This is a genomic window from Micromonospora sp. LZ34, assembly GCF_052981855.1.
The window spans coordinates 210003-227336 of the sequence record NZ_JBRIQN010000001.1 but is presented as its reverse complement, the minus strand read 5'-3'; the positions used below and the strand labels follow the sequence as shown (position 1 = coordinate 227336).

At 72.7% G+C, this 17334-nt stretch carries 14 protein-coding genes and 1 tRNA gene; 6 read left to right on the top strand and 9 right to left on the bottom strand.

Annotated elements, in window-relative coordinates:
- Positions 1 to 86: 86 nt before the first annotated feature.
- Positions 87 to 163 (bottom strand) — tRNA-Thr (locus ACVCAH_RS01025).
- Between the two features lie 345 nt (positions 164 to 508).
- Here ACVCAH_RS01025 and ACVCAH_RS01020 point away from each other — a divergent pair.
- Positions 509 to 1600 (top strand): ABC transporter ATP-binding protein, encoded by a 1092-nt coding sequence (locus ACVCAH_RS01020; RefSeq protein WP_447134115.1) that lies wholly within the window; start codon positions 509 to 511, stop codon positions 1598 to 1600.
- Positions 1601 to 1658: 58 nt separating this feature from the next.
- On the opposite strand, the gene rlmB is transcribed toward ACVCAH_RS01020, so the two are convergent.
- Together rlmB and cysS are read right to left on the bottom strand one after the other, a co-directional pair.
- Positions 1659 to 2786, bottom strand: coding sequence for a 23S rRNA (guanosine(2251)-2'-O)-methyltransferase RlmB (gene rlmB, locus ACVCAH_RS01015; RefSeq protein ID WP_447134114.1), 1128 nt, complete (start codon positions 2784 to 2786; stop codon positions 1659 to 1661).
- Positions 2786 to 4201 carry a cysteine--tRNA ligase gene (gene cysS / locus ACVCAH_RS01010; RefSeq protein WP_447134113.1) on the bottom strand — a complete coding sequence of 472 codons (1416 nt, stop codon included), beginning with the start codon at positions 4199 to 4201 and terminating at the stop codon, positions 2786 to 2788. Before cysS ends, rlmB begins: the two co-directional genes overlap by 1 nt.
- A 105-nt stretch (positions 4202 to 4306) precedes the next feature.
- On the opposite strand from cysS, the gene ACVCAH_RS01005 reads away from it, so the two are divergent.
- On the top strand, positions 4307 to 5002 hold the full coding sequence (locus tag ACVCAH_RS01005) for an IclR family transcriptional regulator (protein ID WP_447134349.1): 696 nt from the start codon (positions 4307 to 4309) through the stop codon (positions 5000 to 5002).
- Between the two features lie 224 nt (positions 5003 to 5226).
- Complete coding sequence (locus tag ACVCAH_RS01000) at positions 5227 to 6243, top strand: hypothetical protein (protein WP_447134112.1); 1017 nt, start codon at positions 5227 to 5229, stop codon at positions 6241 to 6243.
- Between the two features lie 162 nt (positions 6244 to 6405).
- Here ACVCAH_RS01000 and ACVCAH_RS00995 read toward each other — a convergent pair whose 3' ends face one another.
- Together ACVCAH_RS00995 and ACVCAH_RS00990 are read right to left on the bottom strand one after the other, a co-directional pair.
- A complete protein-coding gene (locus tag ACVCAH_RS00995; protein ID WP_447134111.1) occupies positions 6406 to 7125 on the bottom strand; it encodes an HAD family hydrolase in 720 nt (239 codons plus the stop codon).
- Positions 7126 to 7226: 101 nt separating this feature from the next.
- Entirely contained in the window at positions 7227 to 8201 is a 975-nt protein-coding gene (locus ACVCAH_RS00990; RefSeq protein ID WP_447134110.1) for an EamA family transporter, read from the bottom strand.
- Positions 8202 to 8286: 85 nt separating this feature from the next.
- Here ACVCAH_RS00990 and ACVCAH_RS00985 point away from each other — a divergent pair, with 85 nt between their 5' ends.
- On the top strand, positions 8287 to 8832 hold the full coding sequence (locus tag ACVCAH_RS00985) for a CGNR zinc finger domain-containing protein (protein WP_447134109.1): 546 nt from the start codon (positions 8287 to 8289) through the stop codon (positions 8830 to 8832).
- A gap of 185 nt (positions 8833 to 9017) precedes the next feature.
- Here ACVCAH_RS00985 and ACVCAH_RS00980 read toward each other — a convergent pair whose 3' ends face one another.
- A complete protein-coding gene (locus ACVCAH_RS00980; RefSeq protein WP_447134108.1) occupies positions 9018 to 10427 on the bottom strand; it encodes a class II fumarate hydratase in 1410 nt (469 codons plus the stop codon).
- Positions 10428 to 10724: 297 nt separating this feature from the next.
- On the opposite strand from ACVCAH_RS00980, the gene ACVCAH_RS00975 reads away from it, so the two are divergent.
- Positions 10725 to 12185 (top strand): hypothetical protein, encoded by a 1461-nt coding sequence (locus ACVCAH_RS00975; protein ID WP_447134107.1) that lies wholly within the window; start codon positions 10725 to 10727, stop codon positions 12183 to 12185.
- A gap of 52 nt (positions 12186 to 12237) precedes the next feature.
- Here the strand turns inward: ACVCAH_RS00975 and ACVCAH_RS00970 are convergent, their stop codons facing one another.
- The 3 genes from ACVCAH_RS00970 to ACVCAH_RS00960 form a co-directional block, all read right to left on the bottom strand.
- Positions 12238 to 13905, bottom strand: a complete 1668-nt coding sequence (locus ACVCAH_RS00970) for a fumarate hydratase (protein ID WP_447134106.1) — start codon at positions 13903 to 13905, stop codon at positions 12238 to 12240.
- Positions 13906 to 13972: 67 nt separating this feature from the next.
- Positions 13973 to 15418 carry an outer membrane protein assembly factor BamB family protein gene (locus tag ACVCAH_RS00965; RefSeq protein WP_447134105.1) on the bottom strand — a complete coding sequence of 482 codons (1446 nt, stop codon included), beginning with the start codon at positions 15416 to 15418 and terminating at the stop codon, positions 13973 to 13975.
- 77 nt (positions 15419 to 15495) lie between these two features.
- Positions 15496 to 15984 (bottom strand): Lrp/AsnC family transcriptional regulator, encoded by a 489-nt coding sequence (locus tag ACVCAH_RS00960; RefSeq protein WP_447134104.1) that lies wholly within the window; start codon positions 15982 to 15984, stop codon positions 15496 to 15498.
- 144 nt (positions 15985 to 16128) lie between these two features.
- Between ACVCAH_RS00960 and hppD the strand changes: the two genes are divergently transcribed.
- A complete protein-coding gene (gene hppD / locus ACVCAH_RS00955) occupies positions 16129 to 17334 on the top strand; it encodes a 4-hydroxyphenylpyruvate dioxygenase (protein ID WP_447134103.1) in 1206 nt (401 codons plus the stop codon).

Sequence of the window (17334 nt, the reverse complement as noted above, 5' to 3'; positions counted from 1 at the left end):
AAACCGATAAGGCACATCAACGGCCAGCCAAAGAGCCAGCGCCCAGCCGACCCACGGCATCGCTCGTAGGAAATGCCTGGTGGTGTTGGAGCCCCCGGCCGGGATCGAACCGGCGACATCTCGCTTACAAGGCGAGTGCTCTGGCCAGCTGAGCTACAGGGGCGTGTCGTGTCGTGGTCAGCATAGCGACTGACGTCCGAATATCCCGCTCGGCAGGCCTTGCGAGCACGGGAAACGTCAACATCCCGACCGTCCTGACCCGGCCCCGCGCGGCGATTGATGGTCGACCGTGCCCGACTGACCGGAATGCGGTGAGCCGTCGGTCCCAACCGCGTCTCGCGCCTTGGCAGCGCAGCCAAGACCGTTTACCGTGCAGTGACACGGACGACACCCCGACCACCCCGGTGACCGGCACGTCGCCCGTTGGCCGGCACGGGCACCGTGTCGGTCGCTCCTCTTCACTCGGATCGTCCGGCACGTTCCTGCCGGTGAAAGGAAGCGCTCCATCATGGCTACGGTCACCTACTCGAAGGCGTCCCGGATCTACCCGGGCACCGAGCGCCCCGCCGTCAACGCCCTGGACCTGGAGATCGGCGACGGCGAGTTCCTCGTCCTGGTCGGCCCCTCCGGTTGCGGTAAGTCCACCAGCCTGCGCATGCTCGCCGGCCTCGAGGACGTCGACGAGGGCTCGATCTACATCGACGACCGCGACGTCACCCACCTGCCGCCGAAGGCCCGCGACATCGCGATGGTCTTCCAGAACTACGCCCTCTACCCGCACATGACGGTGTACGAGAACATGGCGTTCGCGCTCAAGCTGCGCAAGACCTCGAAGTCGGAGATCGACCGGCGGGTCAAGGAGGCGGCCGCGCTGCTCCAGCTGGAGGAGTACCTGGGCCGCAAGCCGAAGGCGCTCTCCGGCGGTCAGCGCCAGCGGGTCGCGATGGGCCGGGCGATCGTCCGCGAGCCGCAGGTCTTCCTGATGGACGAGCCGCTGTCGAACCTCGACGCGAAGCTGCGGGTGCAGACCCGTACCCAGATCGCCTCGCTGCAGGCCAAGCTCGGCGTCACCACGGTCTACGTGACGCACGACCAGGTCGAGGCGATGACCATGGGCCACCGGGTCGCGGTGCTGCTCGACGGCGTCCTCCAGCAGGTGGACACCCCCCGGGCGCTCTACGACACCCCGGCCAACGTCTTCGTCGCCGGCTTCATGGGCTCCCCGGCCATGAACATCAAGACCGTGCCGCTGGGCGAGACGGGCGCCGCGTTCGCCGAGATGAACATCCCGCTCACCCGTGAGCAGGTCGAGGCGGCCCGGGCCGAGGGCGGCGACGGCAAGGTGACCGTCGGCTTCCGCCCGGAGGACTGCGACCTGGTCAGCCCGACCGAGGGCGGCATGCCGGTCGTGGTCGAGCTGGTCGAGGACCTGGGCTCGGACGCGAACGTCTACGGGCACGCCGCGCTGGGCGGCGCTTCCGAGCGCTTCGTGGTCCGCACCGACCGCCGGACCATGCCGAACATGGGCGACACCGTGTTCGTCAAGCCGCGCGAGGGCCGTACCCACGTGTTCAACGCCGCCACCGGCAACCGGATCTGACGTACGCCGAAAGGGGCGGCCCGCCAACCGGCGGGCCGCCCCTTTTCGTCCGCGTGACTCAGCTGGCGGCGCGGCGGCGCGCCACCTCGGCGAGCGTGACGGCCGCGGCCACGCTGGCGTTGAGCGACTCGACCTCGGAGACCATCGGGATGCTCACCGTGAGGTCACAGGTCTCCCCGACCAGCCGGGACAACCCCCGGCCCTCGGAGCCGACCACGACGACCAGCGGGCCGACCGCGGCCTCCAGGTCGTAGAGGTCGGTCTCGCCGTCGGCGTCCAGCCCGACCACCACGAACCCGGCGTCCTGGCAGGCCTTCAGCGACCGGGTCAGGTTGGTGACCTGGGCCACCGGCACCCGCGCGGCCGCGCCGGCGCTGGTCCGCCAGGCGGTCGCGGTGATCCCGGCCGCCCGCCGCTCCGGTACGAACACGCCCTGCGCGCCGAAGGCGGCGGCGGAGCGGATCACCGCACCGAGGTTGCGCGGGTCGGTCACTCCGTCCAGCGCCACCAGCAGCGGGGCGCTGGACTCCAGGGCCGCCGCGACCAGGTCCTCGAACGGCTCGTACGCGAACGGCGGCACCTGCAGCCCGACGCCCTGGTGCAGCACGCCCCCGGTCATCCGGTCCAGCTCGGCGCGGCTGACCTCCAGGATCGCGATGCCCCGGTCGGCCGCGGTCCGGACGATCTCGTTGACCCGGTCGTCGATGTCGATGCCCTGGGCGGTATAAAGCGCGGTCGCCGGCACCTGGGTGCGCAGCGACTCCAGCACCGGGTTCCGGCCGACCAGCAGCTCCGGGCTGTCCCTCGGCGGGGTGAACTTCCGCCCGGGAGCGACCCGCGGGCCGCCCCGACCGGTGGGCTTGCCGCCCCGACCAGCCGCCCCGCGACCGCCACCCGGCACGCCCCGGCCACCGCCCTTACCCCAGGTGGTGTCCTTGGTGCCCGGCTGGCCGATCTTCGGGGCGCGCCCCTCCTCGGCGGCCGCCCGGCGCTCCTTCTCCTGCTTCCAGGCGGTGCGCTGGGGGAGCTTCTCGGTGCCCGAGTACGCCTTGTGCCAGGGCCGCTCGTCGGCGGGCAGGGTGCGACCCCGCCCGGCGAGGGCGTCCCGGTTCTTGCCGCCCGAGCCCTTCGGGGCGCCCGCCTTCGGCGTCAGTCGCCGGCCACGGCGCTGTGAGTTGCCGGCCATCAGTCCTGCTCTCCAATAGTCCAACGGGGGCCCTGGGGGGTGTCTTCGACCACCACACCGGCCTGATTGAGCTGGTCCCGTACGGCGTCCGCGGCGGCCCAGTCCTTGCGGGCGCGGGCCTGAGCGCGCTGCCCCAGGGCCAGCGCGACCAGCGAATCCACCACGGCACGCAGGTCGTCCGCCCGGCCGCCGCCGCCCCACGCCGGGTCGAGGGGGTCGACCCCGAGGATATCCAGCATCGCGCGGACGGCGGCCAGCGTGGTGCGCACGGTCACATCGTCGCCGTCGGTCAGCGCGGTGTTGCCGTCGCGGAGCAGGTCGTGCAGCACGGCCAGCGCGGCGGAGGTGTTCAGGTCGTCCTCCATCGCGGCGACGAACCCGGCCGGCAGCTCGCCGAGCTGCCCGGCGCCCACCCGCTCGGCGGCCCGCTGCACGAACCCCTCGATCCGCCGGTACGCGGTGGCCGCCTCGCGGAGCGCGTCCTCCGAGTAGTCGATCCGGGAGCGGTAGTGCGCGGCGGCGTAGTAGTAGCGCAGTTCCACCGGGCGCACCCCGAGCGAGTCGACGTACGCCAGGTCGAGGCTGTTGCCGAGCGACTTGCCCATCTTCGCGCCGCCGATGCTGAGCAGGCCGTGATGCACCCAGTAGCGGGCGAACGGCAGGCCGGCGGCCCGGGACTGGGCGAGCTCGTTCTCGTGGTGCGGGAAGGTCAGGTCGAGCCCGCCGCCGTGGATGTCGAACTCGGCGCCCAGGTAGCGCCAGCACATCGCCGAGCACTCGATGTGCCAGCCGGGGCGGCCCAGGCCCCACGGCGACGGCCAGTAGGCGTTCGCCGGCTCGTCGGGCTTGGCGCCCTTCCAGAGCGCGAAGTCCCGCGGGTCGCGCTTGCCCCGCTCGGGGGCGTCGCCGGCGGACTGCATGTCGTCGGGCGACTGGTTGGACAGCGACCCGTACGCCGGCCAGGAGGTGACGTCGAAGTAGACGTCGCCGGAGCCGTCGGTGGCCGGGTAGGCGTGCCCCTCGGCGATCAGCTTGCCGATCAGCTCGTGCATCTCGGGGATGTGCCCGGTGGCCCGCGGCTCGTAGGTCGGCGGCAGCACGTTGAGCTCCCGGTACGCCGCGGCCAGGGTCAGCTCGTTGGCGTACGCGATCGACCAGAACGGCCGGTCCTGCTCCCCCGCCTTGACCAGGATCTTGTCGTCGATGTCGGTCAGGTTGCGGATGAAGGTGACCTCGTAACCGGAGGCCAGCAGCCAGCGGCGCAGCACGTCGTAGTTGACGCCGGAGCGAAGGTGACCGATGTGCGGTGCCGCCTGGAGGGTGAGACCACACAGGTAGACCCCCACCTTGCCGGCTTCCCGCGGGACGAAGTCCCGCACCGATCGGGTGGCGGTGTCATACAGGCGTAGCGTCACCGTACAAGGGTAGCCGTCCAGCTCTTTCCGAGTTGGCCGGAGCCTGGCCGTACGCTGCGTGCTGTGGACACGGCGGCGCGACCCGGCGAGCCCGGCGACCGGACGATCCGGCCGGGCGGCCCGGCGGGTCCCGGCGCGACGCCCGGGGGGCCCGGCGACCGGGCGGCCGGCGCCGGGGAGACCGCGCAGACCCTGGACCGGGGGCTGCGGCTGCTGCACCTGGTCGCCGACGCGCCCGGCGGGCTGACCGTGACCGAGGCGGCGAACCGGCTGGGCATCGGCCGGGCCGCGGTCTACCGGCTGGTCGGCGCGCTGACCGGGCACGGCATGCTGCGCCGCGACGGCGAGGGCCGGCTACGTCTCGGCGCCGGGGTGCTGCACCTGGCCCGGCGGGCCCAGCCGCTGCTCGCCGAGGGGGCGCTGCCCGCGCTGCGCCGGCTCGCCGAGCAGGCCGGCGCGACCGCCCACCTGACCGTCGTCGAGGGCGGCGAGGGGGTGGCCATCGCGGTGGTGGAGCCGAGTTGGACGTCGTTCCACGTCGCGTACCGCACCGGAGCCCGGCACCCGCTGGAGCGCGGGGCGGCCGGGCGGGCCATCCTCGCCGGCCGGTCGGGCGTCGCCGGCCCGGTGAGCAGCGCCGGCGAACTCCAGGCCGGGGCGTACGGGGTGGCCGCGCCGGTGCTCGGGGTGCCCGGCCTGGAGGCGAGCGTGGGGGTGGTGGCGCTGGCCCCGCTGGACGCCGAGGCGATCGGCGCCCAGGTCCTCGCCGCCGCCGAGGCCATCGCCGCCGCCCTCGCCTGACGACGGCCGCGGGACCCCGCCCCGCTTGATCCACTCGGTGTGCGGCATGTCGCGGTGTCCCGAGCCACCGAAAGCGCGACATGCCGCACCCGGAGTGGATCAAGTCGCGCCCATACCACGTTTGGCGGCTGCACGGAGAGTTGTCCACAGGCGGCGAAGCACGTCCGGCCAACAGTTGTCCACAGGGGTGTCGAGGACGAGCCGGCGGGCCGCACGCTGTCGGCATGCCCCCAGCCCCACACCGACCGAATGCCCTGGCGTGGCAGGTCTTCCGTGGTTCGGAGGCGGTCCGCCACGGCCTGCTCACTCCGCATCAGCTCCGCAGTTCGGCCTGGGTCCGGCTGCGTCACGACGTCTACGCCGACGCCCGACTCGACCGGGACCACGCCCTCGCCTGTCGGGCCGCAGCGCTCCAGTTTCCCGTCGATGCGGTGATCGCCGGGCCGTCCGCCGCCTACCTGCACGGCGTCGAGCACGCCGTCGGCTTCACCGACGACGTCCACGTGATCGTTCCCCGCGCCGCCGGTCTGCGTACTCAGCGAGGCCTGCGGGTGCACACCGGGGTCACATCCCTCCTGTCCAGTGCCGCCGCCGGAGCCGCCGCCCCCGACCAGCGTTTCGTCGGCGCCGGCGTGGACGTAGCCGGGTCCTGCAGACGCCTTGGCACCCCGGGCGCGAAGGTCGTCATTCGGCCCGCCGTGGCGGTCAGCGCGACGCCACCGCGTACCAATCCCACCCAGGCCGCCTGGGAGACGGCGGTATGGCTGGATCCGGTCCGCGCCGTGGGCATCGTCGACGGTCTGCTCGCGCGCGGGCTGACCACCTGCGCCGCCATCGCGGACATCGCCGACCGCAACGCGGAGCGGCCCGGGGGTAGACGGGCCCGCTGGGTGTTCGGCCTCGCGGACCCGGGCGCGCAGTCGCCGCCGGAGTCACACCTGCGGGTCCGGCTGGTGCTGGCCGGGCTGCCCCGGCCGGTCGCCCAGCACCCGGTCCGGCTGCCCGCCGGCCTCGTTCTCCATCCGGACCTGGCCTGGCCGGAATACCGGGTCGCCGCCGAGTACGACGGGCACTGGCACGCCGACGCCGAGCAGCTGCACGCCGACCGCCGGAGACTCAACCAGCTCGTCGGTGCCGGTTGGCTGGTGGTGCACGTGACCAGCCGCCGGCTGCACCACGACTTCCCGGCGGTGCTGCGCGAGGTCCGATCCGCCCTGGCCGCCCGCGGCTGGCCCCGTTGAGCGCGACCACCGGCCCGCGGCGCGCGAGGTCCGGTCCGCCCTGGCTGCCCGCGGCTGGCCGCGTTGAGCGCTGCCACCGGCCCGCGGCGCCCGCCGCACACCGTGGGCGCGGGCCGACGCGGGCATGATCCACTCCATGTCGCCGAGACGGCGGTATCCGCGTCAGCGGGATGCCCCCACCTCGCCGATCCGGAGTGGATCACCCCGCCCGAGGTCGACCAGCGCCCGCGGCAGGTCGGCGAGGGTGGTCAGTTCCGCGTCCGGGTGGACGTCGGGCGGGCGGGGCAGGCCGAGCCGGTTGAGCCAGATCGCCCGCAGGCCGGCCCGTTGCGGCCCGACGACGTCGTGCGCCAGCGAGTCCCCGACGTACACCACCTGGGACGCCGGCACGCCGGCCGCCTCGACCACCGCCGCATAGAATTCGGGCGCGGGCTTCTTCGGCAGGCCGTTCTCGTGGGCGTACAGCTCTAAGGAGAATTCGCCGGCGAGCCCACACCGTTCGGCGCGGCTGTTGCCGTTGGTGGCGAACCCGAGCGTCCAGCACTCGCGCAGCGCGGCGAGCGCCGGTCGCACGTCCGGGTACGGCCGGGTCAGCGCGAACCGCCGGGCGAAGAAGAGTGCCGCGAGGTCGTCCAGGTGGTCGTCGAGCCCGGCGCGGGCGAGCGACCGGGCCAGCGCCCGGCGCCGGATCTCGAGCACCGGCTCGGCACTCAGCTCGCCGAAGACCGCGTCCCAGTCCGATTCCAGCTCCGCCAGCGAGACCGCGTCCGCCGCCGGTGTCAGCCGCCGCATCTCCTCGAGTACGGCCATCAGCCCACCGGTCACCGCCGGACGGAGGTCGAGCAGGGTCTCGTCGGCGTCGAACACTACGGTGGTCAGCACGACGACCACTGTGTCAGGCGACCGCCCTGGCGGCGCCCCTCACCGGCGACCCTCACCGGCGGCACGACCAGCACGGGGCCGCCGGGCACCGCGTGGGGCGGTCACCGTTCGGCGGCCAGGACGGGCTGGGCCGGGCCCTGGTCGGCTTCCGCGGCCGGCCGCGATCCGCGCAGCTCGTCGACGCGGACCAGGGCGACCCCGGCGACGATCAGCGCGCCGCCGAAGAGCTGCACCACGGTCGGCAGTTCGCCCAGCGCCAGCCACGCGATGAGCACCGCGAACATCACCTCGGTCAGCCCGACGAAGGACGACAGCCGGGGGCCGAGGATGCGCGCCCCGGCGATCCCGGTCAGGTACGCGACCACGGCGGCCACCAGGGAGAGCCCGGCGATCGGCACCAGCCAGCTCGTGACCTCCCCGGCGAAGGTGACGTCGCCGAAGGTGGCGTGCAGCGGCAGCGCGCCGGTGAACCCGAGCGCGAGCAGGGCGCCGGCGCCGACGGCCATCCCACCGCTGGCCATGACGGCCGACGGCAGGTCCGCGTCGACCCGGCCGGCCAGCACGAAGTAGCCGGCCAGGCCGACCGCCGCGCCGAGGCCCCAGAGCACACCCACCGGGTCGAGTCGGCCGGCCCCGGTGAGGTCGAGGACGAAGACCAGTCCGGCCAGCGCGGCCACCGAGCCGGCCACGGTCAACCGACGCGGGCGCTGCCCGTGCACCAGCCAGGTCCAGCCGACGACCAGGATGATGCCGAGGTACTCCAGCAGCAGCGCGACGCCGACCGGCAGGTAGCGGACCGCGTTGAAGAAGCAGACCTGGGCGAGCGCCACCCCGAGCAGCCCGAAGACGCCGAGCACACCGAGGTTGCGCCGCAGCACGTGCCACCTGCCGCGGAGGGAGAGCGCCGCCGGCACGGCCAGCACCAGGGCGGCGATGCCGACCCGGGCGATCACGGCGGAGGGAGCCGACCAGCCGGCCTCGATCAGCGAGCGGGCGAAGGTGCCGGAGGTGGCGAAGGTGACCGCGGAGAGCAGGGCCAGACCGAGGCCGACCCCGGCGGCGGGTGGTTGACGCATGGGCTCTCCTTGGCACGAGCGGGTTGTCATGGGCAAACTATGGTTATGCCGATGACGCTAGGCCGGCACCCCGACAGGAGTCAAGTTGCTTTTCGCCCATGACACCGAATGCTCCCTGATCGCTGCCGCCGCGCTCGTCAACACCGACGGCACCGACGGCGAGGGCCTGCCGGACGTCGCCGCGCTGGACGCGTTCTTCGTCGCCCACTCCTACAGCGGACGGCACGAGCACACCGAGGCCGAACTCGAGTCGGTACGCGAACTGCGCCCCCGGCTCCGCCGGATCTGGCACGCCGACACCGACGAGATCGTCCGGATCGTCAACGGGCTGCTCCGCGAGCACAACGCGCTGCCGCAGCTCATCACGCACGACGACGAGCCGTACCACCTCCACGCCGTGCCCCGGGACGCGCCGCTGGCGACCCGGATGGCGGTCGAGGCGGCGATGGCCATCGCCGACCTGGTCCGCAGCGGCGAGCTGAGCCGGCTGCGGATCTGCGACCGCCCCGGCTGCGACGACGTGCTGGTGGACCTGTCGAAGAACCGCTCCCGCCGGTTCTGCGACGCGAGCTGCGGCAACCGCGCCGCCGTCAGCGCCTACCGCGCCCGCAAGGCCGCCGCCCGGGGCTGACGCGCAGCTCCGCACCGGGCACGGCCGTCACTCAGCGCGGTGGCGTGGCCACGAAGACCCGCCGGGCGGTACGCGCCCGGGGCCGGCAGCGGTCGCACCGGGTCCCTGCCGTCCCGCGCCGATGGCCTCCACCACTCGGCCGCTCCCCTCGTCAGCACCATGGACTCCCGGCAGGCCGGCATGGCTCAGGGGTGGGTCATCCGGAGCAGGTCGAGCGCTTCCTCCAGCTGGGTCTCGCTGAGCTTCCCGGAGTCCACGTGACCCCGCGCGATCACGACCTCGCGGATGGAGATCTGCTTGGCCAGCGCCTCCTTGGCGATCGAAGCCGCCTCGTCGTAGCCCACGTAGCGGTTGAGCGGGGTGACGATCGACGGCGAGCCCTCCGCGTACGCCAGGCAGACCTCGGCGTCCGCGACCAGGCCGACCACGCAACGGTCGGCGAGCAGGCGGCTCGACGCGGCCAGCAGCCGGATGGACTCCAGGATGTTGCGGGCCATCACCGGGAGCATCACGTTCAGCTCGAAGTCGCCCTGCGAGCCGGCGAAGCCGACCGCGGCGTCGTTGCCGATCACCTGGGCGCAGACCTGGCGGACCGCCTCGCAGACCACCGGGTTCACCTTGCCGGGCATGATCGACGAACCCGGCTGGAGGTCGGGGATGCGCAGCTCGCGCAAGCCGGCCCGGGGCCCGGAGCCCATCCAGCGGATGTCGTTGGAGATCTTGTAGAGCCCGACCGCGACGGTACGCAGCTGCCCCGAGGTCTCCACCAGCGCGTCCCGGGCGCCCTGCGCCTCGAAGTGGTTGCGGGCCTCGGTGAGCGGCAGCCCGGTCGACTCGCGCAGCTTGCGGATCACGGCGGCGGCGAAGCCGAGCGGGGTGTTGATCCCGGTGCCCACGGCGGTGCCGCCCAGCGGCAGCTCGGCCAGCCGGGGCAGCGCCGCCTCCAGCCGCTCGATGCCGTAGCGGACCTGCGCGGCGTAACCACCGAACTCCTGTCCGAGGGTCACCGGCGTGGCGTCCATCAGGTGGGTACGCCCCGCCTTGACCACCGTCTCGAACTCCGCCGACTTGCTCTCCAGCGCCTCGGCCAGGTGCGCCAGCGCCGGCAGCAGGTCGCGCGCCACGGCCTCGGTGGCGGCCAGGTGGATCGAGGAGGGGAAGACGTCGTTGCTGGACTGCGAGGCGTTGACGTCGTCGTTCGGGTGCACGTCGCGGCCCAACTCGCGACCGGCCAGGGTGGCGATCACCTCGTTGGTGTTCATGTTGGACGAGGTGCCGGACCCGGTCTGGAAGACGTCGACCGGGAACTGGTCGTCGTAGCCGCCGTCGGCCACGTGCGCGGCCGCGGCCGCGATGGCGGCGGCCACGTTCGCGTCGATCACACCGAGTTCGCCGTTCACCTCGGCCGCCGCCCCCTTGATCTGGGCCAGCGCCCGGATCTGGGCCGGCTCGATGCCCCGGCCCGAGATCGGGAAGTTCTGCACCGCGCGCTGCGTCTGCGCCCGCCACAGCGCCTCGGCGGGCACCTCCACCTCGCCCATCGAGTCGCGTTCGATCCGGTAGCCCGTCGCCTCTGGAGTCGTCACGCGTACCATCCTGCCGCGCCGCGCGGCGCCGTGCAGATGATCGCGCCGAGCGATCAGTCCAGCGCGGCCAGGAGCCGCTCGACCTCGTCCCGCTCCGGCGCCGCCACCTGGCGGAACAGCGCCGCGCCGACCACCCCCGTCGCTCGGGCACGACCCGAAATCCCGACGCTCCCCTTTGCTCGACGAACTTAAGATCATGAAGCCTTTCCGCACGTCACTCGGAGGTTCATGTTGATTCGACACAGAGGTTCGGCGCACCGGGCGGCCACGACAGCCTGCGCGCTCCTACTGGCCACGAGTGGCCTGGTGGCCCTGACCGGGCAACCGGCGGCGGCCATGCTCGACTACGTCACCCCGACCAGCGTGGCCTGGACCGATGCCCAGCAGCCGACCACGTCCTTCTCCCCTTCCAACGACACCGTGCCCGTGGGCACCTGGGAGGCCGACGGGGCCAAGCACACCGCCCGGGCGTACTTCACCTTCGACCTGACGCCCTACCGGGGGCAGCGGGTCGTCTCGGCCCGCGCGATCACCGGAGAAGCGGAGGTCAACGACTGCGGGAAGCCGCGCGAAATCGAGCTGTGGCGGACCGACCCGCCGGCAAGCGCCCCGACCTGGGACACGGCCCCGGCGGTACGGGAAAAGGTGGCGGACATCGCCTACCCCAACCTGCCCTGCGGGAGCAGCTTCATCGGGGTGATGATCACGGAGGCGGTACGTCAGGCGGTGGCGGACGGGCAGGACCAGCTCACGCTGATGGCCCGGATCGCCGGCGACCACGAGGAGAACAAGCACTACGGCCGCCGGATCAAGACCGTCGGTATCTCCCTGGACCACAACACGCCGCCGAACGTTCCCGACCAGATCACCGTCGAGGGCATGGCGTGCGCCAGCCCGCTGACGATCCGCACCACCAGGCCGACCCTCCGGGCCACCGTCTCCGACCCTGACGTCAACGAGACGGGAGGTCACGACCAGGTGGCGGCGACCTTCGCCTGGTGGCCGGTCGACCGGCCGGCCGAGCGGACGGAGGCGACCTTCGACGGTCAGTCCAGCCCGTCCCGGTACGTGTACCAGCTTCCGGCGGACCGGCTCACCCACGGGAACACCTACGCCTTCTCCGTGCGGGCGTCCGACCGGTACGACAGCTCGGACTGGGCGCCGGAGTGCCGGTTCACCGTCGACACGGTGGCGCCAGCCGCTCCGACCGTCTCCTCCACCGACTACCCGGCCGGCTGGAACGGTCCGGGCACCGGTGGACCCGGCATCCCGGGCAGCTTCACCTTCACGGCCGACGCCGACGACCTAGCGGGCTTCCGCTACGGCGAGTACGGATCGGCCACGCACTTCGTCCCGGTGGACGCGTCGGGCCGGTCGGCGACGGTGAGCTACGCGCCGCTGCATGACGGCCCGAGCCGTCTCGTCGTGGAGAGCGTCGACCGGGCCGGGAACGGCTCCGAGGGCACGACCTACCAGTTCCCGGTCCGCGCCACCGCACCGACGATCATCGACGAGGACCCGGAGGCACCTGCCGGTACGCCGCGCCGGCTCACCTTCACTCCGAACATGGAGAACGTGGTCGAGTACATCTACCGGCTCAACGACGGGGAGGAGATCACCGTCCGCGCCGACGCCGACGGCAGCGCACAGGTGACCGTCACGCCGGAGGTCTCCGACGTGTACTTCCTGTACGTCCGCAGCAGGACGGCGGACGGGCTGCCCTCGGGCGAGGCGTGGACCGTCCTCTGGGTGCCGGAAGCGGTGTGACGACCACGGGGCGCCGGGCTCGTGCCCGGCGCCCCGCTTCGTGGCTGTCAGGTCAGCGGCGGCCGACCGTCAGCACCGGCTTGGTGACCTCGGCGAAGAAGTCGTTGCCCTTGTCGTCGACCACGATGAAGGCCGGGAAGTCCTCGACCTCGATCTTCCAGACCGCCTCCATGCCGAGCTCCGGATACTCGAGCACCTCGACGTGCTTGATGCAGTCCTGGGCCAGCCGGGCGGCCGGGCCGCCGATCGAGCCGAGGTAGAAGCCGCCGTGCTGCTGGCAGGAGCGGGTCACCTGGGCCGACCGGTTCCCCTTTGCCAGCATCACCTGGGAACCGCCGGCGGCCTGGAACTTCTCCACGTACGCGTCCATCCGCCCGGCCGTGGTCGGGCCGAACGAGCCGGAGGCGTAGCCCTCCGGGGTCTTGGCCGGGCCGGCGTAGTAGACGGCGTGGTCCCGCAGGTACTGCGGCATCGGCTCACCGGCGTCCAGCCGCTCGGCGATCTTGGCGTGCGCGATGTCCCGGGCCACCACCAGCGGGCCGGTCAGCGAGAGCCGGGTCTTCACCGGGTACTTGGACAGCTCGGCGCGGATCTCGTCCATCGGCCGGTTGAGGTCGACCCGGACGACCTCGGTGGCGTCCAGTTGCGCCTCGGTGACGTCGGGCAGGAAGCGCGCCGGGTCGGTCTCGAGCCGCTCCAGCCACACGCCCGACGGGGTGATCTTGGCGACCGCCTGGCGGTCGGCGGAGCAGGAGACGGCGATCGCCACCGGGCAGGACGCGCCGTGCCGGGGCAGCCGGACCACCCGCACGTCGTGGCAGAAGTACCGGCCGCCGAACTGCGCGCCGATGCCGAAGTTGCGGGTCAGCTCCAGCACCTCGGCTTCCAGCTCCAGGTCGCGGAAGCCGTGCGCGGTCATCGAGCCGGAGGTGGGCAGCGCGTCGAGGTACTTGGCGCTGGCGTACTTGGCGGTCTTCAGCGCGTACTCGGCGGAGGTGCCGCCGATCACGATGGCCAGGTGGTACGGCGGGCAGGCGGAGGTGCCGATCAGCCGCAGCTTCTCCTCCAGGAACTGCATCATCCGCGTGGGGTTCAACAGCGCCTTGGTCTCCTGGTAGAGGTACGACTTGTTGGCCGAGCCGCCCCCCTTGGCCATGAAGAGGAACTTGTACGCGTCCGGGTGCCCGTCCGGGTCCTCGGCGTAGAGCTCGACCTGCGCCGGCAGGTTGCTGCCGGTGTTGCGCTCCTCCCACATGGTCAGCGGGGCGAGCTGCGAGTAGCGCAGGTTCAGCCGGGTGTACGCCTGCCAGACGCCGCGGGAGATCGCCTCGGCGTCGCTGCCGTCGGTGAGCACGTGCCGCCCGCGCTTGCCCATCACGATCGCGGTGCCGGTGTCCTGGCACATCGGCAGCACGCCGCCGGCGGCGATGTTGGCGTTGCGCAGCAAATCGAGCGCGACGAACCGGTCGTTCGGCGAGGCCGCCGGGTCGTCGATGATCGAGCGCAGCTGGGCCAGGTGCGCGGGGCGCAGGAAGTGCGCGATGTCGTGCATCGCCTCGGCGGTCAGCGCGGTGAGCGCGGCCGGCTCCACGGTGAGGAACCGGCGACCCCCCGGGCCGTTGACGACGTCGACGCCCTCGTCGGTGACCAGGCGGTACTCCGTCTGGTCCGGACCGGTCGGCAGCAAGGGAGCGTACGAGAACGCGGCGGCACTGCTCATGACCGGCAAGCCTAGGGCAGAGCGGTCGATCGGTCCCACCCGCCGGGTAGGTGCTGGGACGCCGCTCTCACCCGTCCTTGCCGCGGTCCGGGTCCGGGCAGAGTTCCCGCTTCGGGCCGCAGCTGTCGGCCGGCTCCGGGACCACCTGACCGGTGCTGCCCGGGCCGGGGACGCCGCCGTCCCGGGTCGGCGGCGGTGCCCCCGCCGCGCCGCCGAAGCGCACGTACGCGATCTCCCGCCCCTCGCCGACGATCATGCCGTTCGGGCCGACCGCGAGCGCGTTCGCGGCGGTCCGCAGGACGGCCAGTTCCCGCCCGGTCCGCGGATCGAGGGCGACCAGCCGGGACGGTTTCTCGTCGGCGACCAGCGCCGCGTACGGGGTGAGCGCGGCCCCGGCCTTCGCCCCGGACGACCGCCGCCACTGCACCTTGCCGCCGGCCAGCTCGCGGGCCACCACCGCGCCCTTGTCGGCCGTCCGGGCCAGCGCGTAGCGGTCGTCGACGGCGAGCAGCTTCTCGCCCTCGGCGCCGACCCAGAGCAGCCGCCCGTCGTACCCGTCGAGGACCGCCTCCCGGCCGTCCGGGGCCACCCCGATCAGCACGTTCCGCGCCCCCTGTGGATCCTCCCGCTGCGCGCAGCCGGCGCTGTCGGCGGTGCGCAGGTTGATCCCGGAGCGGTGCCAGGTCTCCTGGCCGGTCGCCGGGTCCCGCCCGGAGACGGCGAAGTAGCAGCTGCCGTCCTGCGACCGGGCGGTGATCCGCAGCAGCCGACCGCCGACCACGGAGAGCCGCTCGTCCCGGCCGGGTTCGACGTTCTGCAGCACCCGGCCGGTGGCGGTGTCCACCACGTGCACCCGGCCGTCCACCGGGAAGCCGAGCAGCGGCGGCACCGGCTCCGGCCCGGCCACCTCCTCGTCGATCCGCACCGCGTCCAGCCGGCGGGTGCCGAGCAGGCCGGGGTTGTCCCCGAGCAGCCCGCTGCGCACTCCCGGCATGAAGGCCGTCCAGAGCGGGGCGGTGCCGCGCGGGTCCCAGGCGCTCAGCGTGCAGTCCGTGGCGTCGACACAGTGGGCGTCCAGCAACAGGTTGCGGTAGGTCCACACCGCCACCGCGTCGTCGTCGCGCCGGCGGGTCGCCCCGGTGACCGGGTCGAGCACCTCGTACCCCTTGACCAGCAGCTTGCCCACGACGACGACGGCGTCCCGGTCGCCGCCGGCCACCGCCGACCAGTCCGCCTTGCGCTCCCACAGCTGCGCGCCGGTGGCCAGCGCGCGGGCCTCGACCCGGGTGCGCTGCTCGACCACCACGGTGTCGCCGGCGAAGGTGACGCTGCGCGGGGTGCCGCCGATCCGCTGCTGCCAGACCACGTCCGGCTCGGCGATCGGCTCGCTCCGGTCGACCCAGTCCCACCACGTGGGGAACGGGTTCCACACCCCGGTCGCGGCGAGGACCACGACCACGATCAGCGCGAGCAGCAACCCGCCGCGCACGCCGAGGCCGCTCCCCTTCGCCACACCGGACACGGTAGCCACGATCACGGAACTCCCGTGTCCCCGCGCCGCGTGTCGCCGGCGCTTTCTCGACCGGCCGGTCAGCGGCGGGCGGCGGAGCGGACCAGCGGCAGGGTGCGGTAGGGGATCTGCTCGGCCAGCGCGATGATCGTCGAGGCGCGGGTGATGCCCTCGTAGGAGACGATCTGGTCGATCACCCGCTGGAGGTCGGTGTTCGATCGGGCCACGATCCGGCAGAGCAGGTCGCTGGAACCGGTGATGGTGTGCGCCTCCAGCACCTCGGGGATCGCGGCCAGGTGCGCGGCGACCGGGTCGTGCCCGTGCCGCTGGCTGATCTCCAGGGTGACGAAGCTGGTCACCGCGAACCCGATGGCGGCCGGTGAGATGTCCGGCCCGAACCCGCCGATCACCCCGCGTTCGACCAGCTTGTCCAGCCGGGCCTGGACGGTGCCGCGGGCCACGCCGAGCCGCCGGGAGCACTCCAGCACCCCGATCCGGGGCTCCTCGGCGAACAACTCGATCAACCTCGCGTCCAGTTCGTCGAGCTGTACACCCTGACCACCATTCATGGGTGAACACCCTACTGAATGCGCAACCTGACCAGCGTTCACGCCGCCAGTTGCCCAGTGACGCCGGTCACCGGGATGCTCGGCGGAGGAACCATCAGTACGGCGACGGCCCACGAGGCCGGCCGGTACGCAAGGGAGGCCACCATGACCCAGGCGATCGACCGACCCGCCCCGACCGAGGAGGTCGACTTCGACGCGCTCGTCGGCGCGGTCGACCACGACATCAGCCGCGACCCGTTCCCGGTCAAGGGCCTGGACCACGTGCACTTCCTGGTGGGCAACGCCAAGCAGGCCGCGCACTACTACTCCACCGCGTTCGGCATGGCCTGCGTGGCGTACCGGGGCCCGGAGCAGGGCTACCGGGACCACGCCCAGTACGTGCTGACCAGCGGCTCGGCCCGGTTCGTGCTGACCGGCGCGGTCCGTCCGGACGCCGAGGGCGCCGAGCACGTCGCCAAGCACAGCGACGGCGTCTCGGACATCGCGCTGGAGGTGCCGGACGTCGACGCCGCGTACGCGCACGCCACCGCGCAGGGCGCCACCGGCCTGGTCGAGCCGCACGACGTCAGCGACGAGCACGGCACCGTCCGGCTGGCCGCCGTCGCCACCTACGGCGACACCCGGCACACCCTGGTCGACCGGTCCCGCTACACCGGCCCGTTCCTGCCCGGCTTCGTGGCCCGCGGGCCGATCGTGGACCGGCGGCCGATGATCGAGGCCGGCCTCCAGCCGAAGCGCTTCTTCCAGGCGGTCGACCACGTGGTCGGCAACGTCGAACTCGGCCGGATGGACGAGTGGGTGGAGTTCTACAAGCGCGTCATGGGCTTCACCAACATGGCGGAGTTCGTCGGCGACGACATCGCCACCGACTACTCGGCGCTGATGAGCAAGGTGGTCGCCAACGGCACCCGCAAGGTGAAGTTCCCGCTGAACGAGCCGGCCGTCGCCCGCAAGAAGTCGCAGATCGACGAGTACCTCGAGTTCTACCAGGGCCCGGGCGCCCAGCACATCGCGGTGGCCACCAACGACATCCTGGCCAGCGTCGACGCGATGCGGGCCGCCGGCGTCGAGTTCCTGGACACCCCGGACTCCTACTACGACGACCCGGAGCTGCGCGCCCGGATCGGCGAGGTGCGGGTGCCGATCGAGGAGCTGAAGGCCCGCAAGATCCTGGTTGATCGGGACGAGGACGGCTACCTGCTGCAGATCTTCACCAAGCCGGTGCAGGACCGGCCGACCGTCTTCTTCGAGCTGATCGAGCGGCACGGCTCGCTCGGCTTCGGCAAGGGCAACTTCAAGGCGCTCTTCGAGGCCATCGAGCGGGAGCAGGAGAAGCGCGGCAACCTGTAA

Coding starts and splice junctions, on each gene's coding strand:
- ACVCAH_RS01020 (WP_447134115.1), top strand. CDS start 509: ATGGCTACGGTCACCTACTCGAAGGCGTCCCGGATCTACCCGGGCACC.
- rlmB (WP_447134114.1), bottom strand. CDS start 2,786: ATGGCCGGCAACTCACAGCGCCGTGGCCGGCGACTGACGCCGAAGGCG.
- ACVCAH_RS01000 (WP_447134112.1), top strand. CDS start 5,227: ATGCCCCCAGCCCCACACCGACCGAATGCCCTGGCGTGGCAGGTCTTC.
- ACVCAH_RS00990 (WP_447134110.1), bottom strand. CDS start 8,201: ATGCGTCAACCACCCGCCGCCGGGGTCGGCCTCGGTCTGGCCCTGCTC.
- ACVCAH_RS00980 (WP_447134108.1), bottom strand. CDS start 10,427: ATGGTACGCGTGACGACTCCAGAGGCGACGGGCTACCGGATCGAACGC.
- ACVCAH_RS00970 (WP_447134106.1), bottom strand. CDS start 13,905: ATGAGCAGTGCCGCCGCGTTCTCGTACGCTCCCTTGCTGCCGACCGGT.
- ACVCAH_RS00960 (WP_447134104.1), bottom strand. CDS start 15,984: ATGAATGGTGGTCAGGGTGTACAGCTCGACGAACTGGACGCGAGGTTG.
- hppD (WP_447134103.1), top strand. CDS start 16,129: ATGACCCAGGCGATCGACCGACCCGCCCCGACCGAGGAGGTCGACTTC.